This window comes from Mesorhizobium sp. B2-1-3 (genome assembly GCF_006442495.1).
Taxonomy (GTDB): domain Bacteria; phylum Pseudomonadota; class Alphaproteobacteria; order Rhizobiales; family Rhizobiaceae; genus Mesorhizobium.
This window is the reverse complement of the sequence record NZ_VFWL01000024.1, coordinates 1-25,571: the sequence shown is the minus strand read 5'-3', so window position 1 is coordinate 25,571 and position 25,571 is coordinate 1. Positions and strand designations below refer to the sequence as shown.

General features: G+C 62.8%; 26 protein-coding genes. 23 read left to right on the top strand and 3 right to left on the bottom strand.

Annotation, left to right across the window (positions count from 1 at the left end):
• The first annotated feature begins 168 nt into the window (after positions 1-168).
• From FJ973_RS28095 to FJ973_RS28035, 13 genes are all read left to right on the top strand, one after another.
• The gene (locus tag FJ973_RS28095; RefSeq protein ID WP_140558682.1) at positions 169-1,005 is read left to right on the top strand and encodes an inositol monophosphatase family protein; all 837 of its coding nucleotides are present in this window, start codon (positions 169-171) and stop codon (positions 1,003-1,005) included.
• A gap of 34 nt (positions 1,006-1,039) precedes the next feature.
• Positions 1,040-2,086: an ABC transporter substrate-binding protein gene (locus FJ973_RS28090; protein ID WP_140498400.1), complete on the top strand. Its 1,047-nt coding sequence runs from the start codon at positions 1,040-1,042 to the stop codon at positions 2,084-2,086.
• A gap of 78 nt (positions 2,087-2,164) precedes the next feature.
• Positions 2,165-4,375 (top strand): iron ABC transporter permease, encoded by a 2,211-nt coding sequence (locus FJ973_RS28085; RefSeq protein ID WP_224646887.1) that lies wholly within the window; start codon positions 2,165-2,167, stop codon positions 4,373-4,375.
• A 13-nt stretch (positions 4,376-4,388) separates the two neighbouring features.
• The gene (locus FJ973_RS28080; protein WP_140558642.1) at positions 4,389-5,498 is read left to right on the top strand and encodes an ABC transporter ATP-binding protein; all 1,110 of its coding nucleotides are present in this window, start codon (positions 4,389-4,391) and stop codon (positions 5,496-5,498) included.
• Positions 5,499-5,736: 238 nt separating this feature from the next.
• Positions 5,737-6,945, top strand: a complete 1,209-nt coding sequence (locus FJ973_RS28075; RefSeq protein WP_140514995.1) for an ABC transporter substrate-binding protein — start codon at positions 5,737-5,739, stop codon at positions 6,943-6,945.
• Positions 6,942-7,742: an ABC transporter ATP-binding protein gene (locus tag FJ973_RS28070; protein WP_181170971.1), complete on the top strand. Its 801-nt coding sequence runs from the start codon at positions 6,942-6,944 to the stop codon at positions 7,740-7,742. The genes FJ973_RS28075 and FJ973_RS28070 overlap by 4 nt, the downstream gene beginning before the upstream one ends.
• On the top strand, positions 7,735-8,439 hold the full coding sequence (locus FJ973_RS28065; RefSeq protein ID WP_140552372.1) for an ABC transporter ATP-binding protein: 705 nt from the start codon (positions 7,735-7,737) through the stop codon (positions 8,437-8,439). The genes FJ973_RS28070 and FJ973_RS28065 overlap by 8 nt, the downstream gene beginning before the upstream one ends.
• Positions 8,440-8,446: 7 nt before the next feature.
• Positions 8,447-9,334, top strand: coding sequence for a branched-chain amino acid ABC transporter permease (locus tag FJ973_RS28060; protein WP_140498405.1), 888 nt, complete (start codon positions 8,447-8,449; stop codon positions 9,332-9,334).
• A gap of 1 nt (position 9,335) precedes the next feature.
• Positions 9,336-10,313, top strand: a complete 978-nt coding sequence (locus FJ973_RS28055; RefSeq protein ID WP_140558641.1) for a branched-chain amino acid ABC transporter permease — start codon at positions 9,336-9,338, stop codon at positions 10,311-10,313.
• 230 nt (positions 10,314-10,543) lie between these two features.
• A complete protein-coding gene (gene ugpC, locus FJ973_RS28050; protein WP_140514990.1) occupies positions 10,544-11,626 on the top strand; it encodes a sn-glycerol-3-phosphate ABC transporter ATP-binding protein UgpC in 1,083 nt (360 codons plus the stop codon).
• 38 nt (positions 11,627-11,664) lie between these two features.
• Complete coding sequence (locus FJ973_RS28045) at positions 11,665-12,990, top strand: ABC transporter substrate-binding protein (protein WP_140498408.1); 1,326 nt, start codon at positions 11,665-11,667, stop codon at positions 12,988-12,990.
• A gap of 106 nt (positions 12,991-13,096) precedes the next feature.
• Positions 13,097-14,035, top strand: coding sequence for a sugar ABC transporter permease (locus FJ973_RS28040; protein ID WP_140498409.1), 939 nt, complete (start codon positions 13,097-13,099; stop codon positions 14,033-14,035).
• A gap of 1 nt (position 14,036) precedes the next feature.
• Positions 14,037-14,930, top strand: coding sequence for a carbohydrate ABC transporter permease (locus FJ973_RS28035; RefSeq protein WP_140498410.1), 894 nt, complete (start codon positions 14,037-14,039; stop codon positions 14,928-14,930).
• A 38-nt stretch (positions 14,931-14,968) separates the two neighbouring features.
• On the opposite strand, the gene FJ973_RS28030 is transcribed toward FJ973_RS28035, so the two are convergent.
• Together FJ973_RS28030 and FJ973_RS28025 are read right to left on the bottom strand one after the other, a co-directional pair.
• A complete protein-coding gene (locus tag FJ973_RS28030) occupies positions 14,969-16,087 on the bottom strand; it encodes a mandelate racemase/muconate lactonizing enzyme family protein (RefSeq protein ID WP_140498411.1) in 1,119 nt (372 codons plus the stop codon).
• 27 nt (positions 16,088-16,114) lie between these two features.
• Positions 16,115-16,861 (bottom strand): amino acid ABC transporter ATP-binding protein, encoded by a 747-nt coding sequence (locus FJ973_RS28025; RefSeq protein WP_140498412.1) that lies wholly within the window; start codon positions 16,859-16,861, stop codon positions 16,115-16,117.
• Between the two features lie 119 nt (positions 16,862-16,980).
• Here FJ973_RS28025 and FJ973_RS28020 point away from each other — a divergent pair, with 119 nt between their 5' ends.
• The 10 genes from FJ973_RS28020 to FJ973_RS27975 all read left to right on the top strand — a co-directional run bounded on the left by FJ973_RS28020 (position 16,981) and on the right by FJ973_RS27975 (position 25,049).
• Positions 16,981-17,664, top strand: coding sequence for a GntR family transcriptional regulator (locus tag FJ973_RS28020; protein WP_140514984.1), 684 nt, complete (start codon positions 16,981-16,983; stop codon positions 17,662-17,664).
• Positions 17,665-17,679: 15 nt separating this feature from the next.
• Positions 17,680-18,351 (top strand): amino acid ABC transporter permease, encoded by a 672-nt coding sequence (locus FJ973_RS28015; RefSeq protein WP_140558639.1) that lies wholly within the window; start codon positions 17,680-17,682, stop codon positions 18,349-18,351.
• Between the two features lie 2 nt (positions 18,352-18,353).
• Complete coding sequence (locus tag FJ973_RS28010; protein ID WP_140558637.1) at positions 18,354-19,007, top strand: amino acid ABC transporter permease; 654 nt, start codon at positions 18,354-18,356, stop codon at positions 19,005-19,007.
• 34 nt (positions 19,008-19,041) lie between these two features.
• On the top strand, positions 19,042-19,818 hold the full coding sequence (locus FJ973_RS28005) for a transporter substrate-binding domain-containing protein (protein ID WP_181170970.1): 777 nt from the start codon (positions 19,042-19,044) through the stop codon (positions 19,816-19,818).
• Positions 19,819-19,887: 69 nt separating this feature from the next.
• The gene (locus FJ973_RS28000; protein ID WP_140558634.1) at positions 19,888-20,997 is read left to right on the top strand and encodes an enolase C-terminal domain-like protein; all 1,110 of its coding nucleotides are present in this window, start codon (positions 19,888-19,890) and stop codon (positions 20,995-20,997) included.
• 5 nt (positions 20,998-21,002) lie between these two features.
• Complete coding sequence (locus tag FJ973_RS27995; RefSeq protein WP_140498418.1) at positions 21,003-22,037, top strand: zinc-binding alcohol dehydrogenase family protein; 1,035 nt, start codon at positions 21,003-21,005, stop codon at positions 22,035-22,037.
• Positions 22,034-22,795 (top strand): SDR family oxidoreductase, encoded by a 762-nt coding sequence (locus tag FJ973_RS27990; protein WP_140498419.1) that lies wholly within the window; start codon positions 22,034-22,036, stop codon positions 22,793-22,795. Before FJ973_RS27995 ends, FJ973_RS27990 begins: the two co-directional genes overlap by 4 nt.
• Before the next feature lie 28 nt (positions 22,796-22,823).
• A complete protein-coding gene (locus FJ973_RS27985) occupies positions 22,824-23,513 on the top strand; it encodes an RraA family protein (RefSeq protein ID WP_140498420.1) in 690 nt (229 codons plus the stop codon).
• Between the two features lie 7 nt (positions 23,514-23,520).
• The gene (locus FJ973_RS27980; protein ID WP_140498421.1) at positions 23,521-23,817 is read left to right on the top strand and encodes a UxaA family hydrolase; all 297 of its coding nucleotides are present in this window, start codon (positions 23,521-23,523) and stop codon (positions 23,815-23,817) included.
• On the top strand, positions 23,814-25,049 hold the full coding sequence (locus FJ973_RS27975; protein WP_140498422.1) for a UxaA family hydrolase: 1,236 nt from the start codon (positions 23,814-23,816) through the stop codon (positions 25,047-25,049). Before FJ973_RS27980 ends, FJ973_RS27975 begins: the two co-directional genes overlap by 4 nt.
• A gap of 270 nt (positions 25,050-25,319) precedes the next feature.
• Here FJ973_RS27975 and FJ973_RS31505 read toward each other — a convergent pair.
• Positions 25,320-25,571: TOBE-like domain-containing protein (locus FJ973_RS31505; protein WP_348642405.1), on the bottom strand; the 252-nt coding region annotated here is incomplete at its 5' end.

Below are 25,571 nucleotides of genomic sequence, written 5' to 3'. Positions count from 1 at the left end.
CACGCACGTGCAGCATAGCGCAAGCCAGTCACAGGTGTAACCGCTGCCCTTGACACACATGCGTAAATGAAACAGCTTTGCACAGCCGTGCATGAAGCCGGCGCCGGAGGCTACCTTGCCCATTTCTTCGCGGACCGCATCGGAACTGCCATTGCCTGGACGGACAGCATGAACAGCGTGGCGGTGCAGCCTAACGCGAGCCGGATGTCCGAAGCCGAACTCGACAGGCGTGCCGATGTTTGCCGGCAACTGCTCTTGTCGTCGGGAAACATGGCGATGCAGGGCTACAGCCAAATCGACGGCGCGCAGCCTGTGGAGATGAAGGGGCCGCAGGATTTCCTGACCGAGACTGACGGCAAGGTCGAGCATCACATCCGTACGACGTTGGCCGCGGCCTTTCCCGAGGACGGGTTTTTGGGCGAGGAAACCGGCGGCAGCGGCGGCTCTGATCGCATGTGGGTCGTCGACCCGATCGACGGTACGGCGAATTTCATGCGCGGCATTCCGCATTTCTGCGTTTCGATCGCCTTCGTTCAGAACGGCCGCAGCGAGATCGGCGGGATCGCCAATCCGGCGATCGGGGAGGTCTATTTTGCCCGCCGCGGGCACGGTGCGACGCGCAACGGCGCGGCGATCCATGTTTCGCGCACCCAGGCCTTCGACCGCGCCTCCGTGGAGTTCGGCTGGTCGCCGCGGATTCCCAACCGCGACTATCTGGACAAGGTGGCCCTGGTCTGGTCGCTGGGCGCCAATGTGCGCCGCTCCGGTTCGGGGGCGCTGGGCCTTGCCTATGTGGCCGACGGCCGCTCGGATGCCTATGCCGAGCTTCATATCAATGCATGGGACTGCCTGGCCGGATTGCTGCTGGTCGAGGAAGCCGGCGGGCGCGTCAACCGCTTTCTCGACGGCGACGGCATGGCGAAGGGCAATCCGGTGCTTGCTGCGGCGCCGGGTGTGGCGGCGAGATTGTCCCAGGTGATCGGAGTGCCGCTCGACGACGAATAACCAATTCCAGAGAGCATGAAAGGGAGGAATATCGATGAAAGGTCCATTTGATCGCAGACAAGGCAGGACGTGGCTTGGCCTTGCGGTGCTGGCCATTTTCGGTCTGGCCGGCGGCGCCCATGCGGCGGATCGCAACCTCGTGATGTATTGCGGCGTCGACGAAGCCTGGTGCCGGGCCATGGCCACGACCTACCAGAAGGAAACCGGCGTCAGCGTCGACATGACCCGCATGAGCGCCGGCGAGATCTATGCGCGCCTGCGGGCCGAGAAGGACAATCCGCAAGCCGACATCTGGTGGGGCGGCACCGGCGACCCGCATCTTCAGGCGGCGGAAGAAGGTCTCACCCAGGAATACAAGTCGCCGCAGCTGGCGAACCTGCGCGACTGGGCTTTGAGGCAGGCTGAACGCGCCAAGAACCGCACCGTCGGCATCTATCTCGGCGCGCTTGGCTACGGCTACAACGAGGAAGACCTGAAACAGCGCGGCCTGACGGCGCCGGCCTGCTGGGCGGATCTGGTCAAGCCCGATTTCCAGGGCGAGATCGAGATGGCCGACCCCAATTCCTCGGGTACCGCCTGGACGATGCTGGCGACAATCGTGCAACTGATGGGCGAGGACAAGGCTTTCGACTATCTCAAGCAGCTCAACAAGAACATCGCCGAATACACCAAGGCGGGCGCCGCACCCGCGCTCGCCGTGGGCAAGGGCGAGACGCTGGTCGGCATTTCCTTCCAGCACGACGTCATCAACGCCGCCAAGCAGAACCCGGCCGTCAAGGTGGTCTCGCCCTGTGAAGGCACCGGTTTCGAGATCGGGTCGATGAGCATTGTTGCCGGGGCCAAGCACATCGACGAGGCGCGGAAATTCTACGACTGGGCGCTGACGCCAGACGCGCAGAAACTGGCGGCTCCGAACGGCAGCTACCAGATCCCGTCGAACACCGGCACCCCGGTGCCGCCCGAGGCGCCGGACCTCAGCAAGATCAAGCTGATCGACTACGACTTCGCCAAATACGGATCGTCAGCGGAGCGCAAGCGGCTGTTGAAGAAGTTCACCGATGAGGTCCGCAACGGCGGCTGATCTGGTCCGTACGGCCGATCCGCCGGCTGCCTGCGGGGCAGCCGGCGCAACCCCGACCATACCGAAGGAAGATGTCGAATGGCACGGGCTTCGCCCTATCCCATGGCCAATGACCTCCCGGGGCGCAGTGCCGCCGGATGGCTGGCGCTGGCATGGGCGAGCTTCATTGTGCTGCCATGGTACAAAGTCGAAGGCGGCTTGCTTTCCTTTGACTGGCTGGCGCGTCCGGCGGAGGCGGCACCAGCCATCCTGCTGTCGCTGAACGGCCGGCTGTGGCTGCTTCCCTTAATCCTGCCACTTCTTCTGGCAAGCTGGCTCGTCGCGCGCCGGAACCTCCCCGCCCTGGCGGTGGCGGGCGCAGCCGGCCTCGCCTGGCTGGCGGTCGAGGGTTTTTCCATCATCCATTCGGGTTGGGGATTTGCCTGGCTCGGGCATCTGGCCAGTACGCCGGGACCGGTGCAGCCGGGGCTCGGCTGGGGTGCGGTGCTGTACGCGCTGGCGATGCTGATGTTCATCGCCGAGGCGCTGGCCGCGCGTGGCTGGTGCAAGGGCGACCGTTTTGTCGTCGGCTCGCTGCTGATCGTGATCGCTTCGCTGATCCTGTTCGTGGCTTATCCGCTGTTGTCGATCCTCGCTTCCGCCATCGAGGACAATGACGGCAATATCGTGCCGGCTCTGTTTGCCGAAAAGCTGTTCAGTGCCAACATCTGGAGCCTGCGCTGCCTCTACGGCGACGGTTCCTGCGGCGTGGCGTGGAATACGGTGGCGATCGCGGTGCTGGTCGGATTCTTCTGCACGGCGCTAGGCCTGGCGCTGGCGCTGATTGCGTTGCGCACCAGGCTGCCTGCCAAATGGCTGCTGCGCGGCCTCTCCATCCTGCCGATCATCACGCCCCCTTTCGTCATCGGCCTGGCGCTGATCCTGTTGTTCGGCCGGGCCGGCATCGTCACCAATCTTTTGTCCGAACATCTCGGTATTCCGCGCAGCCGCTGGATCTACGGCATGGCCGGCATCACCATCGCGCAAGTGCTGGCCTTCACGCCGATCGCTTTCCTGGTCCTGGCCGGCGTGCTGCAGGGCGTCAGCCCGAGCATGGAGGAGGCCTCGCAGACCTTGCGCGCCAGCCGTTGGCGCACTTTCAGCACAATCACCTGGCCGCTGATCCGCCCGGGGCTGGCCAGCGCCTTCCTGATCTCGTTCATCGAGAGCATGGCCGACTTTGCCAACCCGCTGGTGCTGGGCGGCAACTTCAACGTGCTGTCGACGGACATCTTCTTTGCGGTGGTGGGCGCTGCGCATGATCAAGGCCGTGCGGCGGTGCTGGCGATCGTGCTTCTGGGATTCACGCTCGCCGCTTTCGTCATCCAGCGCCGCTGGATCGGCAGCCGCAGCTACGTCACCGTCGCGGGCAAGGGCGATGGCGGTGTGCCGGCCACGCTGCCCAAGGGCTTGCGCATCGGCTGCTACGCCGCCGTCGTTCCCTGGCTGCTTCTGACCGTCGTGGTCTATGGCATCATCCTGGGCGGCGGCTTCGTGCAATCGATCGGCCGCGACAACACGCCGACGCTCGAATATTTCCTCACCGCTTTCTCCGTCGAGAAAGGCGTCAATGGCTGGTTCCTGAGCGGGTCGGCCTGGCCGTCGCTGCTGATGACCATCGGCCTTGCGCTGGTGGCGATGCCGTTCACCGCCGCGCTCGGCATCCTGACCGCCTATCTGCTCGACCGGCAGCATTTCGCCGGGCGCACGATGTTCGAATTCCTCGCCATGATGAGCTTTGCTATTCCCGGCACGGTCGTCGGCGTCAGCTATATCCTCGCCTTCAACGTGCCGCCGGTGCAACTGACCGGCACCGGACTGATCATCGTCATCTCGTTCATCTTCCGCAACATGCCGGTGGCGATCCGCGCCGGCCTCGCCAATCTGGGGCAGATAGACAAGAGCCTGGACGAGGCATCGCTGACACTGGGGGCGCGTTCCTTCGCCACCTTGCGGCGGGTGATCCTGCCGATCCTGAAGCCGGCTATCGTGACCGCGATGATCTACAGTTTCGTGCGTGCGGTCACAGCGGTCAGCGCCGTCATCTTCCTGGCGACCGGCCGCTTCAATCTCGCCACCGTCTATATTGTCGGGCGAGCCGATGTCGGCGAATACGGCATCGCCATCGTCTATTCGGCGGTGCTTATCGTCGTCATGATGATCATTCTGATCGGCATCCAGCTGCTGGTCGGGGAACGCCGGCTTGGCCGGCGCCGGGCCGAAGCGCAAGCCGTCGTGGCACCAATCTGATCGGGAGAAGCGTATGGATCAAACGGCGAAGAACGCTGCCCCCGGCGTGGTGGACAGACCGGCAGTGCGTTTCGAGGGCGTCACCAAGAAATACGGCGCCGTCACTGCCGTCGACAATGTCAGCTTCGACATCGCACCGGCCAGCCTGGTGACGCTGCTGGGACCCTCCGGCTGCGGCAAGACGACGACGCTCAGGCTGATTGCCGGGCTGGAGCACGCAAGCCACGGGCGCATCGCCATCGACGGCAAGGACGTTACCTTGCTGTCAGCCGCAGAGCGCGACGTCAGCATGGTCTTCCAGTCCTATGCGCTGTTCCCGCACATGAACGTCATGGAAAATGTCAGCTACGGCCTGCGGGCGACGGGGCTCGGCAAGGTTGAGGCCGCAGGGCGCGCCGCCGAGAAGCTGGCACAGGTCGGCCTGTCCGGCTACGAGAAGCGCCAGCCGAGCGAACTTTCGGGCGGCCAGCAGCAGCGCGTGGCCGTGGCGCGCGCCATCGTGCTGGAGCCGAAGGTGCTTTTGTTCGACGAGCCGCTGTCCAATCTCGATGCCAAGCTGCGCCGGCGCGTGCGCGATGAAATCCGCGGTCTGCAGCAGGATCTCGCGCTGACCGTGGTCTATGTGACGCATGACCAGGAGGAGGCGCTCGCCGTGTCCGATCGCATCATCGTCATGAACGCGGCCCGCGTCGCCCAGGACGGGACCCCGCGCGACCTCTACAACGAACCCACGAACCCTTTCATCGCCGACTTCATGGGCGACGCCAACCTGCTCGACGTCGAGGTTCTCGCCAGCAACAAAACGAATGCGGAGGTGAAGGTCGGGCCGCTGCGGCTCGACATGCGGCATCGCGGCATCGCGGCGGGGCCGGCGGTGCTGGCCGTCCGGCCGAATGCCGTGCGCCTCGTCGCCGGCCAGCCGGCAGCCGGCGGGATGAGAGGGCGCGTGGTCAAGAGTTCTTATCTCGGCGACCACATGGAATACCGCGTCGCGATAAACGATCCGGCGGTCGAGCTGTTTGCGACGTCGCCGGTCGTCACACCCGCCCTGCCGGAAGGCAGCGTCGTCGCGGTCGATTTCGATCCGGCAAAGATCGTGCTGATAGCGCGCGACAAGTCCTAGCCAGCAGCGCACACCGCTACCGGTGCGCCTGATACGAAAATAGTGGTTCTCGACGTTCCATGTCGATGTTACGAATCTCTGTGCATTCCGAATGTGCGCTTGTGACCATGTGTCCGGGCACTTTGGAACTGTGGCGAGCACAGGACGTATTCTTCACGCGGGACCAGACGGTGCACTCGAAGCCGTCGCAGGGCCGCAATGGGCGTTTTCGACAGTGGCCACAAGGGAGGAAATACCAGTGAAAGCATCCTATCTCATCTCAGCCGCGCTGCTTGTGGGGACCGCGATGCCAGCGGCGGCAGCCGAAATTTCCGACGGCAAGGTCAAGATCGGCATCCTCAACGACCAGTCGGGTGTCTATGCCGATTTCGGCGGCAAATGGTCCGTCGAGGCGGCCAAGATGGCTGTCGAGGATTTCGGCGGCAAGGTCCAGAATGCGCCTATCGAGGTCATCAGTGCCGACCACCAGAACAAGCCGGACATCGCCTCCAACATAGCGCGCCAGTGGTACGACACCGAGCAGGTCGATGCCATAATGGAACTGACCACCTCCTCGGTGGCGCTCGCCGTGCAGGGACTTTCCAAGGAAAAGAAGAAGATCGACATCGTCACCGGCGCGGCTGCGACCGACCTGACCGGCAAGCAGTGCTCGCCCTATGGTTTCCATTGGGCCTACGACACCCATTCCCAGGCCGTCGGCACAGGCGGTGCCCTGGTGCAGCAAGGCGGCGACAGCTGGTATTTCATCACCGTCGACTACGCCTTCGGCTATTCGCTCGAGGAGCAGACCGCCAAGCTCGTCAAGGATCGCGGCGGCAAGGTGCTTGGTGAAGTGCGCTATCCGCTCGGCTCGACCGACTACTCATCCTTCCTGCTGCAGGCGCAATCCTCCGGCGCCAAGATCGTTGGCCTTGCCAATGCCGGTCTCGACACTTCCAACTCGATCAAGCAGGCGGCCGAATTCGGCATCGTCGCTGGCGGCCAGCGGCTCGCGGCACTTCTGTTCACGCTGGCCGAAGTGCATGGCCTTGGCTTGCAGGCGGCCCAGGGCGTCGTGCTGACCGAAGGCTTTTACTGGGATCGCGACGACAAGAGCCGCGAGTTCGCCAACCGCTTCTTCAAACGCACCGGCAGGATGCCGAACATGATCCAGGCCGGGACGTATTCGGCGGTGTCGCAGTATCTCAAGGCCATCGACAAGGCCGGCACCGACGAAACCGAAGCGGTGGCCAAGGAAATGCATTCGATGCCGGTCAATGACGTCTTTACCGCCAACGGCAAGGTGCAGGCCGACGGCTCCATGGTGCACGACATGTACCTCTATCAGGTCAAGAAGCCTGAGGAGAGCAAGAAGGATTGGGACTACTACACCTATCTTGCAACCATTCCGGGCGACCAGGCCTTCATGAAGGCCACGGATAGCGGCTGCCCGCTCGTCAGCAAGTGACGACGGCAACCGCCGCGGCCGTCAGGCCTGACGGCGATGGAGCCGTGCCGCGGGTGGTGCTTTCCGCCCGCGGCCTCAGGCGCGACTTCGCCGGGTTCGTTGCGGTGAAGGATGTCGATCTCGACGTTCATCACGGCAGGATTCACGCCTTGATCGGACCCAACGGCGCCGGCAAGACCACGATCTTCAATCTTTTGACCAAGTTCCTGCAGCCGACCAGCGGCACGATTGAACTGCTCGGCACCGACATTACCCGGACACCGCCGGCCAGAGTGGCGCGGATGGGCCTCGTGCGCTCGTTCCAGATATCGGCGATCTTTCCGCATCTGAGCGTGCTCGACAATGTGCGCGTTGCGCTGCAGCGGCCATGCGGGCTGGGCTTCCAGTTCTGGCGCCCGCTTTCGGCGCTCGACCAACTGACGCCGCGGGCGCGCGAGCTTCTCGGCACGGTCGGCCTCGACGACGCGGCGCACCGGCTCGCCGGCGATCTCTCCTATGGCCGCAAGCGCGTGCTCGAGATCGCCACCACGCTGGCGCTCGATCCAAAGGTGCTGCTGCTCGACGAGCCGATGGCCGGCATGGGGCACGAGGATGTCAGCATGATCTCCGGGATCATCCGCGCCTTGGCCCGCGATCGGGCCGTGCTCATGGTGGAGCACAATCTGACCGTCGTTGCCGATCTTTGCGACTGGATCACCGTGATGCAGCGCGGCAAGGTGCTCGCCGCGGGCGACTATCCGACGGTCAGCCAGGATGAACGCGTCCGGATAGCCTATATGGGAACCGAGCATGAGTGAGCCGCTGCTTGCCGTGCGCGATCTCCATGCCTGGTACGGCGAGGGCCACGCGCTGCACGGCGTCGACCTCGATGTGTTCCGCGGCGAAACCGTGACGCTGCTTGGCCGCAACGGCGTCGGCAAGACCACGACGCTGCGCGCCATCATGGGGCTGATCCGCAAGCGCACCGGCAGTGTCGTCTTCAACGGCAACGACTTGATCGGCCTGCCCTTGCACCGTGTCGCCCACCAAGGCATCGGTTTCGTTCCCGAGGAGCGCGGCATTTTCGCCACGCTGACAGTCGACGAGAACCTGATCCTGCCGCCGGTGGTGGCCAAGGGCGGCATGAGCGTCGAGGAGATCTTCGAGCTCTTTCCCAACCTGAAGGAGCGCCGCAACAGCCCGGGCACCAGGCTATCCGGCGGCGAGCAGCAGATGCTGGCGATCGCCCGCATCCTGAGGACGGGTGTCCGGATGCTGCTCCTCGACGAGCCGACCGAAGGCCTGGCGCCGGTCATCGTCCAGCGCATCGGCGAATTGCTTGCGACGTTGAAAAAGCGCGGCATGACGATCCTGCTCGTGGAGCAGAATTTCCGTTTCGCCGCCCGCATTGCCGACCGCTTCTACCTGATGGAGCACGGCAAGGTGCTGAGCGGGTTTCCGGTCGGCGAACTGGCCGCCCACGACGCTCAACTTCACGAGGTGCTCGGAGTATGATCGCGCCATGACGATGATCTTCGGCATCCCCATCCAGGCCTTTCTCGGGCAGTTGCTGGTCGGGCTGATCAACGGTTCCTTCTATGCGATGCTGAGCCTTGGCCTCGCCGTCATCTTCGGCCTGCTGCGCATCATCAATTTCGCCCACGGCGCGCTCTACATGCTGGGCGCCTTCATCGGTTATCTGCTGCTTGTCCATCTCGGCATCGGCTATTGGCCGGCGCTGATCCTGGTGCCGCTCGCCGTCGGGCTGTTCGGCATTGTGGTCGAGCGTGCAGCGCTCTCGCGGCTCTACCAGCTCGACCCTCTCTACGGCCTGCTCTTCACCTTCGGCCTGGCCTTGGTCATCGAGGGCGTCTTTCGCTATTATTATGGCGTCTCGGGAAATCCCTATGCCGTGCCGGCGCTGCTTGCGGGCGGCACCAATCTCGGCTTCATGTTCCTGCCCAACTATCGCGGCTGGGTGGTGCTGGCATCGCTTCTCGTCTGCCTGGGCACATGGCTTTTGATCGAGAAGACCAGGCTTGGTTCCTATCTGCGCGCCGCGACCGAAAATCCAGAACTGGTCCAGGCTTTCGGCGTCAACGTGCCACTGCTTTTGACACTCACCTACGGACTGGGTGCGGCACTTGCCGGTCTTGCCGGGATCCTGGCGGCTCCCGTCTACCAGGTCAGTCCGCTGATGGGGTCGGATCTGATCATCGTCGTCTTCGCCGTCGTCGTGGTCGGCGGCATGGGCTCGATCCTGGGCGCCATCGTCACCGGCTACATGCTCGGCCTTGCCGAGGGCCTGACCAAGGTGTTCTATCCCGAGGCGTCGAACCTTGTCGTCTTCGTCATCATGGCGATCGTGCTTCTGCTGCGGCCGGCCGGCCTGTTCGGAAGGGACGCGTGAGATGAGCGAGCTGACGCTTCACGAAAAGCGCGCCGCGGCCTCCGTGCGGCTGGAACGGGCCCTGGTGGCGCTGGCGGTGTTGGCGCTCATCGCCGCGCCGTTCTTCGTCTACCCGTTCTTCCTCATGAAGATGCTGTGCTTTGCGCTGTTTGCCTGCGCCTTCAACCTGTTGCTCGGCTACACCGGCCTGTTGTCCTTCGGCCACGCGACCTTCTTCGGCGGCGCAGCCTATTTCTGCGCGCATGCCGTCAAGGTATGGGGCTGGCCGCCGGAGGCAGGCATTCTGCTGGGTACCGCCGGGGCGGCGCTGCTCGGTCTCGTCATGGGCTTCTTCGCCATCCGCCGGCAAGGCATCTATTTCGCCATGATCACGCTGGCGCTGGCGCAGATGTTCTTCTTCTTCTGCGTGCAGGCACCGTTCACGCAAGGCGAGGATGGCATCCAGGGCGTTCCGCGCGGCAACCTCTTCGGCATCATCGATTTGAACGCCACGGTCAACATGTACTATGTCGTGCTGGCCATCTTCCTGATCGGCGTCTTCGCCATCTGGCGGATCGTCAACTCGCCCTTCGGCATGATCCTGCGCTCGATCCGCGAGAACGAGAACCGCGCCATTTCGCTCGGCTATTCCGTCGCCAGGTATAAACTCGCCGCTTTCGTGATGTCGGCCGCGCTAGCCGGGCTTGCCGGCGCGGTCAAGGCAATCGTGTTCCAGTTCGCGACGCTCACCGACGTGACATGGCAGATGTCGGGCGAGGTGATCCTGATGTCGCTGCTTGGCGGCATCGGTACCATGGTCGGGCCGGTCGTCGGCGCCGGCTTCGTCGTCGGCCTTGAAAACACACTCGCCACCTCCGGCTTTCCGGTGACCATCGCCACCGGCCTGATATTCATGATCTGCGTGCTCGTCTTCCGGCGCGGCATCGTCGGCGAATTCCATGCGCGGCTGCCCAGGCCGGCGGACGGTGCAAGTGGTTGATATTCATCCCGTGGCCGATCTCCCTGCTGTCTCCAGCCATGTGGTGGGCAGTCCAGTGAGCAACCGGGAATGCAGCCTGGATGTTTATCGAAGCGCCTGCTTTACAGGCAGGTTTGGTAGCGCTACCGTCTCCGTATCGCGTGACCACATGAAGGTTGGAGGGCCGTCGCCGGGAGAGGTCAGCGGTTCCTTCGAAGAGACGTCGCGGGAATCGTTCGGGAGGAGGATCGATGGCGTCTGTCGCGATTAGCGAGGTTTACAAATCATTCGGGACCGTCGAGGTTCTGCACGGCGTCAGCGTGAACATCGACGACGGCGAATTCGTCACGCTGGTCGGGCCGTCGGGTTGCGGAAAATCAACCCTGCTCAGGATGATCGCGGGCCTGGAAAAGATTTCGCGGGGCCAGATCGCGATTGGCGAGCGTGTCGTCAACAACGTTGCGCCGAAGGAACGCGACGTCGCCATGGTCTTCCAGAACTATGCGCTGTACCCGCATATGACCGTCGCCGAGAACATGGCGTTTTCGCTCATGCTGAAGGGCGTTTCGAAGGCTGAGAGCGGCGCCGGCGTCCAGCGCGCTGCGGAGATTCTGGGGCTCGTGCCGCTGTTGGCGCGCTATCCCCGCCAGCTTTCCGGCGGACAGCGCCAGCGAGTTGCCATGGGGCGGGCGATCGTGCGCGATCCGGCGGTTTTCTTGTTCGACGAGCCGCTGTCCAATCTTGACGCCAAGCTCAGGGTGCAGATGCGCGCCGAGATCAAGGAACTGCACCAGCGCCTGAAAACCACGACGGTCTATGTTACCCACGACCAGATCGAAGCCATGACCATGGCGGACAAGATCGTGGTCATGCATGACGGCATCGTCGAGCAGATCGGGCCGCCGCTGGAACTCTACGACAGGCCGGACAATCTCTTCGTCGCCAGTTTCATCGGCTCGCCCGCCATGAATTTGCTGCGGGGCGAAATCGCGACGAACGGGTCGCCGTCCTTTCGGGGCGCGGGCGGAATTTCCGTGCCGTTGGACGCAGCATCGTCCGTCAAAGGCGGCGAGCCGGTGGTGCTGGGCATACGGCCCGAGCATTTGCGGCTGTCCGATCAGGGCATTGCGGTCACCATCGCGGTGATCGAGCCGACCGGGTCGGAGGTACAGCTCATCGGCCGGACAGCCGGCGGTGAAGAGATCGTGGCCAACTTTCGGGAACGTCATTCCTTCACGCCGGGCGAAACCATCCGGCTCACCGCCGAACCCGGGCTCATTCATCTCTTCCACGGCGAAACCGGGCAGCGGCTTCAAACGCGCAGCAAGCTGTAGAGACCAAAGGGCAAGAGAAACAAACAGGAGGAACGAGCATGAAATTCACCAGACGTGACGTGATCCGCACGACGGCCGGCGCTGCTGCCGGCGTTTTGGGAAGCCGCTTCGCCGGCTCCCCGGCATTCGCCCAGGAGGGGCTGAAGTACAAGCCGGAGGACGGTGCGAAGCTCAGGCTGCTGCGCTGGTCGCCTTTCGTGCAGGGCGACGAGGACCAGTGGCTGAAAAACACCAAGCGGTTCACCGAAGCGACGGGCGTGGAGGTACGTGTCGACAAGGAAAGCTGGGAAGACATTCGCCCCAAGGCAGCGGTCGCCGCCAATGTCGGTTCAGGTCCGGATCTGATGTTCGTCTGGTTCGACGACCCGCATCAGTATCCCGACAAGCTGCACGACGTGACGGAACTGGGCGAGTATCTGGGCTCGAAATATGGCGGCTGGCACGACGGACCAAAGCAATATGCGACCCGGGAAGGCAAATTCATCGGCCTGCCGCTCGCCACCATCGGAAATGCCATCGTCTATCGGGAAAGCTGGGTGAAAGAGGCCGGCTTTTCGGAGTTCCCCAAGGACACGAAAGGCTTCCTCGAACTTTGCAAGGCCCTGCAGGCGAAGGGGCATCCGGCCGGCTTCACGCACGGCCATGGTGTCGGCGACGGCAACAACTACGCGCACTGGCTGCTGTGGAGCCATGGCGGCCAGATGGTCGACGAGAGCGGCAAGGTGACGATCAACAGCCCCGAGACCCTCAAGGCGATCGAATACGCGCAGGAACTCTACAAGACTTTTATTCCAGGCACCGAAAGCTGGCTCGACGTCAACAACAATCGCGCCTTCCTGGCCGGCGAACTCAGTGTGATCGCCAATGGCATTTCCGCCTACAACACGGCCAAGATCAACAAGGACAATGATCCGAAGCTGGCGGAAATGGCCAAAGACATACGCACCACCAACCTGCCGATCGGTCCTGTCGGCAAATCCGTCGAACTATTCCAGGTGACCACAGCCGTCATCTTCGACTACACGCCCTACCCCAACGCGGCCAAAGCCTATCTGCAATTCATGTTCGAGGACCCGCAAATGCCGGACTGGATCACCTCCTCGGCGGGCTACTGCTGCCAGACGCTCAAGGCGTTCGACAACAATCCGGTGTGGACAGCCGATCCGAACAATGCCGCTTACGCCAAGGCTTCGGCGACGCTGCGGCCCAACGGCTATGCCGGGCCGCTCGGCTATGCCTCGGCGGCGACCATGGCCGACTATGTCCTGGTCGACATGTTCGCCAAGGCCGTCACGGGACAGGCCACGCCCCAGGAGGCAATGGAAGAGGCGGAAAAGCGCGCAAACCGGTATTATCGCGTTTGATCCATGCCAGCTGAGCCTGGCGGCTCTGCCCCGCGCTATCCGACCCTCCGGAAGCGCAGGGCGGCCGCCAGGCCGATCAACGAGACCCTTGCAGGGAGCCCGCCCCATGGCCGTGCCGTCCGTCGCCGCTCAGCCGCGTTCCTCGATGCTGTCGCGCCTGGCCGAGAGCAGGAACGCGCTTGGCTTCGGCTTCATGCTGCCGGCGGCGGCATTGCTGCTTGTCTTCCTGACCTATCCGCTTGGGCTCGGCGTCTGGCTCGGCTTCACCGATGCCCGCATCGGCCGTCCCGGCATCTTCATCGGCATCGAGAACTATGAATATCTGTGGAGCGACGCCGTTTTCTGGCTCTCCGTCTTCAATACCCTGCTCTACACCGTCAGCGCCTCGATCCTGAAATTCGCGCTCGGCCTTTGGCTGGCGCTTATCCTCAATCAGAACCTTCCCTTCAAATCGTTCTTCCGCGCGATTGTCCTGCTGCCGTGGGTGGTGCCGACGGTGCTCTCGGCAATCGCCTTCTGGTGGATTTACGATTCGCAGTTCTCGATCCTGTCCTGGGCGCTCCAGCAGATGGGCCTGATCGACCATCGCATCAATTTCCTCGGCGATCCGGAGAACGCGCGTGCTTCGGTGATCGCGGCCAATGTCTGGCGCGGCATCCCTTTCGTAGCCATCACGCTGCTTGCCGGCTTGCAGACAATCCCCCAATCGCTTTACGAGGCCGCCACGCTCGACGGCGCCAGCCGCTGGCAATTGTTTCGCCATGTGACGCTGCCGCTGCTCACCCCTATCATCGCGATCACGATGACGTTCTCGGTGCTGTTCACCTTCACGGATTTCCAGCTGATCTATGTGCTGACCCGCGGCGGACCGGTAAATGCCACCCATCTGATGGCGACGCTGTCGTTCCAGCGCGGCATTTCGGGCGGCCAGCTCGGCGAGGGCGCTGCGATCGCGGTCGCCATGATCCCATTCCTCCTTGCCGCAATCCTGTTCAGTTATTTCGGCTTGCAACGCCGTAAATGGCAGCAGGGGGGCGGAGACTGACATGGCTGCGACCAGGAAGACAAAACAGCCGCAGCTCGATGAAGGCGGCATGGGCTATTTGCAGAGCGTGCCGCGCCGTGTGGTGACGGTCTATCTCCCCCTGCTCGTGTTCGTCATCGTGCTCTTATTCCCGTTCTACTGGATGACGATCACAGCGGTTAAGCCCAATGTCGAAATGACCGACTATGCCAATTTCAACCCGCTCTGGGTCGTGCATCCGACATTGGAGCACATCCGCTATCTTCTCTTCGAGACGTCCTATCCGGGCTGGCTGCTCAACACGATCATCATTTCGACCGCCGCCACTTTCCTGTCGCTGGTGGCGTCGGTTTTCGCGGCCTATGCGATCGAGCGGCTGCGGTTCTCCGGGGCACGGCAGGTCGGCCTCGCGGTGTTCCTCGCCTATCTCGTGCCGCCCTCGATACTGTTCATCCCCTTGTCGGTGATGGTGTTCAACCTCGGGCTTTACGACACACCCTTCGCGCTCATCCTCACCTACCCGACCTTCCTGATCCCCTTCTGCACCTGGCTGCTGATGGGTTACTTCCGCTCCATCCCCTTTGAACTGGAAGAATGCGCGCTCATAGACGGGGCAAGCCGCTGGCAGATCCTGAGCAAGATCGTGCTGCCCCTGTCGGTGCCAGGCCTGATCTCGGCGGGCATATTCGCATTCACCCTGTCATGGAACGAGTTCATCTATGCCTTGACGTTCATCCAGTCGTCCGAAAACAAGACCGTGCCGGTCGGGGTGCTCACCGAACTCGTCCGCTCCGACGTCTATGAGTGGGGTGCCCTGATGGCGGGCGCGCTGATCGGATCCCTGCCGGTCGTCGTGCTTTATTCGTTCTTCGTCGAGCACTATGTCTCCTCGATGACCGGCGCGGTGAAGGAATAGCGCCGCCCCGATGCCGCGGGCGCTTTTCCTGGAATGCCCTAGCCCAGGCTTTTGCCGTAGCGGGCAAAGCTTTCGGCCAGGACGGTCGTGCTCGCACCGGCCCGTTCGGGCCGTTTGTAGATGCCGCCTTCGACGCGGATCGGCTCCTCGAAGTGATCCTTGATCCAGGGGATGTATTCGAGGATCGTCGATGCAGGATGCCAGTAGCTCAGATGCACATGCACCTGGCTCATCTCCCCTGCATGCGGAACGACGGGAAGCCGATGCGCCAGTGCCAGGTCCGCGACCTGGATGTATTCGGTTATTCCTCCGAGCCGCGTGACGTCCGGCTGGACGTAGGCGACGGCTCCTGCATCGACAAAGGAGCGGAACGCGTCGATCGTGTAGAGCTGCTCGCCGAGCGCGATCGGGATCGATGTATTGCGCGCGAGCGTGGCGTGGCTGGCGACATCGTCATACCAGAGCGGCTCCTCGAACCAGTAGATATCGAGGTCGCGCGCCAGCGCGCAGAACCGCTGGCAGGTCGGAAGATCCCACTTGCCGTTGCCGTCGATTGCGATCCGGATCCTTGGTCCGACACGTTTGCGCACAGCCGCCAGGCGCTCGACGTCGACATTTGGGTCGTCATGGCCGACCTTGATCTTGATGCGTGTGAATCCATCCTCCTCGACGGCTTTCGCGGAGCCGCGCAGCAACGTGTCCAGATCGAACGAAATCCAGCCGATATCGGTATTGTAGGCCTCCAGGGCATCGGTGCGCGCGCCGCCGAGATAACTCCACAGCGGCAGGCCCGCCCGTTTCGCCTTCATATCCCACAACGCGATATCGATTGCGGCCAGCGCCAGATGCGTGATGCCGGCCCGACCGACCCATTGAAGCGAAGGATGGCGCGCAAGCCTGGTCCATAGACGCTGATGATCCGAGGCGTCTTCGCCTACCAGAAGCGGCGCGTAACACTCGCCGATGCAGGACGTTATCAGCCGGTCGGCGGCCAGATGGGCATGCGTGCCGGTGAAGCCATAACCTTCCAGCCCGTCCGTGGTGACGATCTTCGTACCCACGACACCCCAATGGGTGATGCTGTGGGTCGAGTCCGAAATGGAGTCCGAGGTGAGTGGAAGATGGAGAATAAACGGGCGGACGGAGGCGATTTTCATCTATGACCCTTGGCGGATATGAATTTGTCAATGAAGGAGCTGCGAGAGGAATTCGCGTGCACGCTGATGCTTCGGGGCTGCGAAGAACTCCTTCGGCGTGGCCTCCTCGAGTATCCGGCCCTTGTCCATGAAGACGACCCGATCGGCCACCTGGCTGGCGAAACCCATTTCGTGCGTCACGCAGATCATCGTCATGCCTTCGGATGCCAGCGAGACCATGGTGTCTAGCACTTCCTTGACCATTTCCGGATCGAGAGCCGAGGTCGGTTCATCGAAGAGCATGATCTTGGGCTGCATGCAGAGCGCGCGGGCGATCGCGACGCGCTGCTGCTGGCCGCCGGAAAGCTGGGACGGATACTTGTCCGCCTGATCTGCGATCCGTACCTTGTGCAACATCTCCAGCGCTCTCTCCGAAGCGTCCTTGCGGGATTTTCCGAGCACGCGGACGGGCGCCAGCGTACAGTTCTCGATCACCTTGAGATGCGGGAAGAGGTTGAACTGCTGGAACACCATGCCGATGTCCCGGCGCGGAACCATACGTCCGTGGGACTTCTCGACCAGCGGTTTGCCGTCGATTTCCACCGAGCCTTGCTGCAGGTCTTCCAAGCCGTTGATGCAGCGGATCAAGGTCGACTTGCCTGAGCCCGACGGCCCGCAGACGACAATCTTTTCGCCCTTCGCCACCTCAAGGCTGACGTGATCGAGCGCCTGAAACCCGCCGAACATCTTCACCGCGTCGCGCAGTTTCACAAAGGCGCTGCCGTTGGCGTCCATGAATTCCTCCTTGTTGCGAGGTTGACTTGTAACCCGAAAGATCGAAATCAGAAAATAAAAAATTTTCTATTTTTAATTTTTCTGTTGCACCGAACCGGAACCTGACCGATGCTTGGGCCATGAGCATGATCAAGACAACATTGGCCGAGCAGGCTTACCAGGAGCTGCGGTCGCGGATCGTCGGCGGCAGGCTGGCAGGCGGGCAACGCCTGTTGCCAAACGAATTGGCGGCGGAACTGGGCATCAGTCCCACGCCTGTCAAGGAAGCCTGCCTGCGGCTGGAGGCGGACGGGCTTCTCGTCAATTCCTCGCGGCGCGGCATGGTGGTCCGCAGCTTCAACGAGGAAGCCGTCGAGGAATTATACGCGGCCAGAACACTGCTCGAGAAAGGGGCCGTGGAAGCAGCCTTCGACGCAGGACGGCTCGATGAGGCGCTGCGGGCGAAGCTCCAGGACAGCCTCGGAAACCACAGGCGCTTCGCCAAAGGGTCGTCGCTCGACGATCTGGCGAAGGCGCTCTCCCATGACCGGGCCTTCCACAGTTCGCTCGTCGGCGCCGCGGGGATACCGATGATCTCCGAGGTCCACTCCCGCATTGTCGGCCAGACGCATACGGTCTTCGTCTCGATTCCAGGCGATTACAGCCGCTCGGTCGAGGAGCACCAAAATATTCTCGATGCCATCATCGCCGGCAAGAAGAGCCAGATCCTCGCGGCGCTGCAGCGACATCTCGAGAGAAGCCGGCAGAACACCTTGCGCCAGGTGAAAGTCCTTGCGCGAGCGATCGAACCGAACCTTGTTTAAAGACCGGGGACGAGTGTGGAGTACCTAGATTTTTCCGGGACATTCGCGCGCGGCGACCTGTTCGTGCACGCCGCCATGCTGACCGTCGGCCTGTCGGCCGCCGCGCTGGTTCTGGGCATGTGCGTCGGCATCGTCGGCGCCCTGATGAGACTTTCGAGCTCGAAAGTCCTCTCCTCAATCGCGGCCGCCTATGTGGAGATCATCCGCAACACGCCGTTTCTGGTGCAGATCTATATCGTCTATTTCGGCCTGCCCTCGATCGGCATCCGCATTTCCGAAGTGACGGCGGCCATCCTCTCCCTGACGCTCTACGCGGGCGCCTATATCACCGAGATCGTCCGTGCCGGTATCCAGACGATCGGCAAGGGACAGCGGGAGGCGGCGCACACGCTTGGCATGTCACCGTATCTCACCTTCCGCTATGTCGTTCTGCTGCCGGCGATTTCAGCGATCTTCCCGGCACTGACCAGCCAGTTCATCCTGATCATGCTGGCCTCCAGCGTCGTTTCCGTCATCTCCGTCCCGGAACTGACCGGCGTCGCCAATGACGTGCAGGGCCTGACCTTCAGAAGCCTGGAAGCCTATCTCGTGGTCGCGGCCATCTACCTTGTCCTGACGGCTGCATTCAAAGGCGTCTTCGCGCTGATTGACCGCGCCCTCTTCTCCTTCCGCTTTGCAGGGCGATGACGATGTTCCAGACATTCAACCTCCATCATGTCGGGTTTCTGCTGCAATGTGGGACGTGGACGATCGCCCTCTCGGGAATTGCGCTTGCAGGCGGCGCCATCGGCGGATCGATTATCGCCCTCATGCGCCTCTCCCGTTTCGCCTGGCTGCGCTGGATCGCACAGGCCTACATCTATGTCATCCAGGGAACGCCCCTGCTCGTCATTCTCTTCATCGCCTATTTCGGCGTCGCCAATCTCGGCTATGACCTTCCGGCGATCTACGCGGCCGGCCTTGGATTTACGCTCTACAGCAGCGCGTTCCTCGGCGAGATCTGGCGCGGGTCGATCCAGTCGATCAACAAGGGGCAATGGGAAGCGTCGTTCGTGCTGGCGCTTGGCTGGCGGCACACGATGACCGACGTCATCATCCCGCAGGCGCTTCGCGTCGCCATTCCTCCGACGGTCGGCTTCTCCGTTCAGGTCGTCAAGAACACCGCGCTTGCTTCGGTCGTCGGCTTCATCGAACTGACGAGAGCAGGACAGATCGTCTCCAGCGCCACGTTCCAGCCGCTGCCCGTCTATCTGACGGTCGCGGCCATCTACTTCGGCATCTGCTCCATACTGTCCCATGCCAGCCGCCGCCTGGAGTGCCGCCTGCACCAGGCAGCCAACTGAAGATCCGGTTCATCACACCAGGGAGGAAAGTATCATGCTATTGAAGAGACTTGCTGTCGGGCTCGCCGCCATGCTGGCGATGATATTGCCCGCGAAGGCCGAGAGCACGCTGGACGCCATCGTACAGCGCGGCACCATCAATGTCGGCGTGGGCCTTGGAACGCCGCCTTATGGCCTGATGGACAGCAGCATGCAGCCCGCCGGCTATGACGTGTCCGTAGCAAAGGCAATCGCCCGCGATCTCGGCGTCAAGGTCAACATCGTCGACACGACGGCAGCCAACCGCATCCCGAACCTGACTTCGGGCAAGCTCGACATCGTGATCTATTCGTTCTCGATCACGGCCGAGCGCGCCAAGGCCATCGCGTTCACCAACACGTACTATGTCGACCAGCAGGTCTATGTCGGTCCCGCCGACCAGCCGATCACCAAGATCGAGGATCTGGCCGGCAGGAAGATCGGCGTGACGCGGGCCAGCACGAACGACATCGTCATGACCAAAAAGGCCGTCGAAGGCGCACAGATCCAGCGCTATGACGATGACGCGTCGACATCCCAGGCGCTGTTCGCAGGCCAAGTCGAAGGCATCGTGACCAGCGGCGCGCTTGCCCGCGCCGTCGAGGAGCACGATCCCAACCTCAAGAAGCAGTTCGTCGTGGCGCAGGCGCCGATGGGCATAGGCCTGCGCCGCAACGACCCGGACTTCCTGCACTGGCTGAACACGGAGCTCTTCATGCTCCAGTCTACAGGTGAGCTGCAGGCCCTGCAGAAAAAATGGATGGGTGTCCAAGTCGACCTGCCCCGCTTCTGAGAATGACTGGATCCGGGACTCCCCCGGATCCACACATGCCGCTGCGATCGGTTTATCGAAGGTTTTTCCATGAAAATCACGGATGTGAAGGTGCGCTGCTGCCAGCGCAAACCAGGCGATTTTGCCGCCAGCGCGTTTCGAACCGGGGATTTCGCGAAGTTCGAATTTCTCACCGTCACCATGGCGACGGATACCGGGCTCGAGGCAACCGCCTTCGGGTTCGCCGGTCGTTCGGCGGCGGGCGCCGGCAGGCTGATTGCCGACACGCTGCGTCCGTTCTTCATCGGCCGTGACCCGCTCGACCGGGAAAAGGCATGGCACGATTTCCGGGTGGCCGACCGCTGGTGGGGCCACTTGCCGATCTATGCCTACGGACCATTCGACACCTGCCTCTGGCTGCTGTCGGCCACCGCCGCCGGGCAGCCTCTCTACAAATATCTCGGCGCCTTCCGCGAACGCGTGCCGGTCTATGGCAGCTCGATGATCCTGTCGGGGCCGCAGGACTATGTGAAAGAGGCGCTGCGCGCCAGGGCCGAAGGGTTGCGGGCCTACAAGCTCCATACACCCGGTCTCGATCTCGACTACGATATCGACGTCCATCGCCAGGTCCGCGCCGCCGTCGGGCCGGATTTCACGCTGATGTCGGATCCGGTCTCGATGTTCAATCTCGAGCAGTCGATCCGCTTCGGCCGCGAGCTGGAAAGGCTCGACTTCTACTGGCTGGAAGAGCCTTTATACGACGAGGACGTTCATTCGCTGCGGGAGCTCGCACGCACGCTCGAAATCCCGCTCGTCGGGACAGAAGTCCTTGCGAAGCACCCTTACAGCATCGCCGAATGCATCTCGACGCGTGTCGTCGATCGCGTCCGGGCAGACGTTTCCTGGACGGGCGGCGTCACGGGCGTCATGAAGACGGCCCGCCTCGCCGAAGCCTTCGGCGTCAATTGCGAGATCCATACCGCCATCTTCCACCCGATGGAGATCGTCAACCTGCATTGCGCCGCGGCGATCAAGAACTGCGACTTCTTCGAAGTGCTCTATCCAATGGAGAACTTCGCCTTCGGCCTCAAGCAGCCGCTGCCGATCAAGGACGGCTACGCCGCGCCGCCGTCAGCCCCCGGCCTCGGGGTCGAGATCGACTGGGATGCCATCGACAACAGCACGATCTGTGAGGCCTGAGCGCCATGATGAAAGCTGTCTGCCTCGAGGAACCCGGCAAGATCTCGCTGGTCGAATTGCCCGAACCAAAACCGGGCCCGGGCGAAGTCGCGGTGCGGATGGAGTATGTGGGGTATTGCGGTTCCGACCTGACGTCGTTTCGCGGCCTCAATCCGCTGATCTCCTACCCGCGCGTCCTGGGCCATGAAATCTCCGGCACCATCTCGGCGCTCGGCGACGGCGTCAGCGCGCTTGCGGTCGGCCAGTCCGTGACTATTCTTCCCTATTTCAATTGCGGCAGGTGCCATGCGTGCCGCCTTGGCAGGCCGAACGCCTGCAAGGACAACCGGACGATGGGCGTCCAGCGCGAGGGCGCGATGGCCTCGATCATCGTCGTTCCCGCGGGCAAGATCATTCCGGTCGAGGGCATGCGCCAGCGGGACCTCGCGCTGATCGAGCCGCTTGCCGTCGGCTTCCATGCCGTCCGCCGCTCCGAGCTTTCGGCTGGAGAAACCGTCGTCATCCTTGGCTGCGGCGTCATTGGGCTCGGCGCCTTGCTCGGCGCTGTCAGGCGGGGCTCACGCGTGATCGCAGTGGACCTTAGCGCCGACAAACTCGCCGTTGCCAAGGTGCTCGGCGCCACTGACACCATCGATGCGTCGCGCGAAGATGTCCTGGCGCATGTCCTGGAACTGACCAGTGGGGACGGTCCGCAGGTCGTCATCGAGGCGGTCGGCGCGGATGCGACCTTTCGGCAGGCGATCGATCTCGTGGCGTCCTGCGGCCGGGTCGTCTATGTCGGCTACGCCAAGAACAAGATCGCTTACGACACCAAGTTCTTCCTGCTCAAGGAGATGGATATCCGCGGGTCGCGCGGCTCCGAGATCGCCGATTTCCACGATGTTATCGGCTATCTGAAGCAACATCGGGACGCCGGCGACCGCATCGTCTCACGCGTCGTGCCAATCGAGGAAGCCGGTGCGGCCATGCAAGCCTGGGACAAGAACCCCGGAGGCTTCACCAAGATCGTCGTCCGGATCGAAGCGAAGGAAGACGCATGAGCATCAAGGATATCTTCGGGCTGGAGGGGCAGCATGCGCTGGTGACCGGCGGCGGAAGCGGTCTCGGCCTTGCGATCGCCACCTGTTTCGTCGAAGCCGGCGCCAAGGTGACGATCGTCGGCACCAACGCCGCGAAGCTCGCTGCCGCCTGCGAGACGCTGGGGCCTTCCGCCACGAGCCATGTCTTCGACGTGACCGACACTGCCGGTGCCACGGGTTTCGCCAGCGAGGTGGCAAAAAAATCCGGACGCGTCTCGATCCTCGTCAACAATGCCGGCAACACGGTCAAGAAGCCGCTCGGCGAGATGAGCGTCGAGGCTTTCAATTCGGTGCTGAACGTCCATGTCGGCGGCGCCTTCGCCCTCTCGCGCGCCTTCCTGCCGCAGGTGACGGAAGCAAGGGGCAGCATTCTTTTCACCGCCTCGATGAGCTCTTTCCTCGGCATTCCCAACGTGATCGGCTATTCGGCGGCGAAAGCCGCCTATGTCGGCATGGTGAGGGCGCTCGCGGCCGAACTTGCGCCCAGCGGGATACGCGTCAACGGTGTGGCACCAGGCTGGATCGACACCGCGCTTCTACGCCAGGCCACCGCAGCCGATCCGGAAAGGGCGCGCAAGATCAACAGCCGCATTCCCATGGGTCGTTTCGGCGAGGGCGCCGATATCGGCTGGGCCATGACCTATCTCGCCTCACGCGCCTCAGCCTATGTGACCGGCCATATACTGGTGGTCGACGGCGGCGCGCTGCACGGCTTCTGACACCATAGTTTTTCGAGGGAGAAAACAGATGACGACCGATACTGACAAGGCGATCTTCGAAGTCATCCGCAAGGAACTCTTCACGGCCGTCGTCGGCGACGTGCTCGATGTAATGGGCCACCGCCGGCAGTTCCTGCCGGCCGGGATCGTGCCGTTGCAGCCGGAGATGAAAGTCATCGGCCGCGCGATGCCGGTGCTGGAGGCGGACGTGTTTTCCGGCGGTTCGCCGGATGCGCACGGTCCGCTCGCGAACAAACCGTTCGGCCTCATGATGGAAGCGCTGGACAGCCTGACGGAGAACGATGTCTACATCGCCAGCGGCTCCTCCTTCCGCTACGCGCTGTGGGGCGGGCTGATGTCCACCAGGGCCCAGAAGCTGAAGGCTGCCGGCGCCGTCCTCAACGGCTATATCCGCGACTCCTGGGAAATCGAAAAGCTCGGCTTTTCGGTCTTCTCGCGCGGCATCTATGCCCAGGACCAGGGCCCGCGAGGCAAGGTGATCGACTATGGCTGCCCAATCGAGATCGAAGGCATCCTGGTAACGCCCGGCGACCTGATCTTCGGCGACCGCGAGGGCGTGCTTGTGATCCCGCGCGAGGCGGAAAAGGAAGCGATCGAGCGCGCGATCGAGAAGGTCAGCACAGAGAACAAGGTCGCAACCGCGATCCGCGACGGCATGAGCGCCTGCGAAGCCTTCCGTACCTTCGGCGTCATGTGAGCCGACGATGGACGATCCTCGTCTGCTCCTGCTCTGCGATCACGACAATGTGCTGGTCGCCTGCCGGCGCATCGAAGCCGGTGAGACCATCATCGTTGGCGGCGAGTCGCGCATTCTGATCAAGGCCGTGGAGCTCGGCCACAAGCTGGCGCGGCTGCCGATCGCCCCGGGGATGAAGGTCATCAAATACGGCGTCCCGATCGGCTCGGCGACGCGGTCGATCGGACCCGGCGAGCACGTCCATATTCACAATCTGAAGAGCGACTACACCAAAACGCACGTAATAGCGGAGACCGGATCATGACCGGCGAACAGTCCACCATCCTCGGCTATCTCAGGCCGGACGGTCGCAAGGGCATCCGCAACATTGTGATCGTGGCCTATCTGGTAGAGTGCGCGCATCATGTCGGTCGCGAAATTGTCTCCCATTTCCGCGGCAGGGACGTGCATCTGATCGGCTTTCCAGGCTGCTTTCCCAATCCCTATGCGCAGCGGATGATGGAGCGTCTGTGTACGCATCCCAATGTCGCCGCGGTACTGCTGCTGTCACTGGGATGCGAAAGCTTCAACAAATTCTCGCTCGCCCGCACCGTCGAGGCAAGCGGACGGCCGGTGGCCACGCTGACGATCCAGGAAAACGGCGGTACTTTGTCGACGATTTCCGACGGCATCGAATGGGTCGGGCAACGCCTGCAAGAGCTGGGCGCGGTCGCGAGAGTGCCAATGGATGCGAGTGAACTTATTGTCGGCACGATCTGCGGCGGGTCGGACGGCACCAGCGGCATGACCGGCAACCCCGCCGCCGGCCTTGCCTTCGATCGGCTGGTCCGTGCGGGAGCAGCCTGTATTTTCGAGGAGACCGGCGAGCTGATCGGCTGCGAAGAGATCATGGCGAGCCGTGCCGTGACGCCTGAACTCGGCGTCGAGCTGCGCGCCTCCGTGGCAAAGGCAGCGCAATACTACGCGACGCTAGGCTATGGCAGTTTCGCTCCGGGCAATGCCGATGGCGGCCTATCCACCATCGAGGAGAAATCGATGGGTGCCTATGCCAAATCGGGCTCGTCGCCGATTTCGGGCCTCATCAAGCCGGGCGACATTCCCCCTGGCGGCGGACTCTACCTGATGGATGTCGTGCCGGACGGGGACGTGCGTTTTGGCTTCCCCAACATCTCGGACAATGCCGAGATCGTGGAGCTCATCGCTTCCGGTTGTCACCTCACGCTCTTCGTCACCGGCCGCGGTTCGGTCTCGGGGTCGGCGGTCGCACCGGTCATAAAGATCTGCGCCAATCCCGAAACATACCGTCGCCTGTCGGGCGACATGGACGTCGATGCCGGACGTATCCTCGAAGGGGCCGCCACCTTGTCGGATGTCGGCGACGAAATCTTCAATCTGGTTCTTGCTGTCGCCAATGGCCATGCGACGAAATCCGAACAACTCGGGCACCGCGAATTCATCCTGACCTACAAGACTTTCGAACCGATCGGTCCCGCATGTCTGCCGGGCGCACAGCCAAAGGCTGGTCACCGAAGCTGAAGCTGCCGGCGTTTGCCGCATGCTTGCGAGCGTAGCTTGCGTCTGTGCTGAAGCTGCGCGATCCCCTTGACCCTGAGTAAGAGCAATGCGTGGCGGGCCGAACAATCTGGCGACAAGCTCACTCGTTTTGTTTGAAGCGCGGCACGCCGAAACGGATTCATGCGAGCCGCTTAGGTCTTGTTTTGCATGTCGCTAGATCGAACCGAGGTTGCTTGGGCAAACCAGCATTGGGCTGGCGGCTCGCAACCGCCTCACCTCCATACGGACAATTCAAATCAGCGGGCCTGCGTCAGCCATACGCCGCTTCCTGATATCTGGGGGAAGCGTCTTCTCGTTTTGGCGAGGGTTCTGTTCCGCCGGCGCGAATGAGCTGCCTGCCTGGTCGGAAAAAAACAGCTTCCAGCGGCCCGGGCGGAACGCTACCCGGCTCTTCTGGGCCGCGGGATGGTCGACGGGCAGCTCGATCTCGACGCGCTGGCGTTCGCCGCCGATCTCGAGTTCCACCCGGCGGGTGCCGGCGAC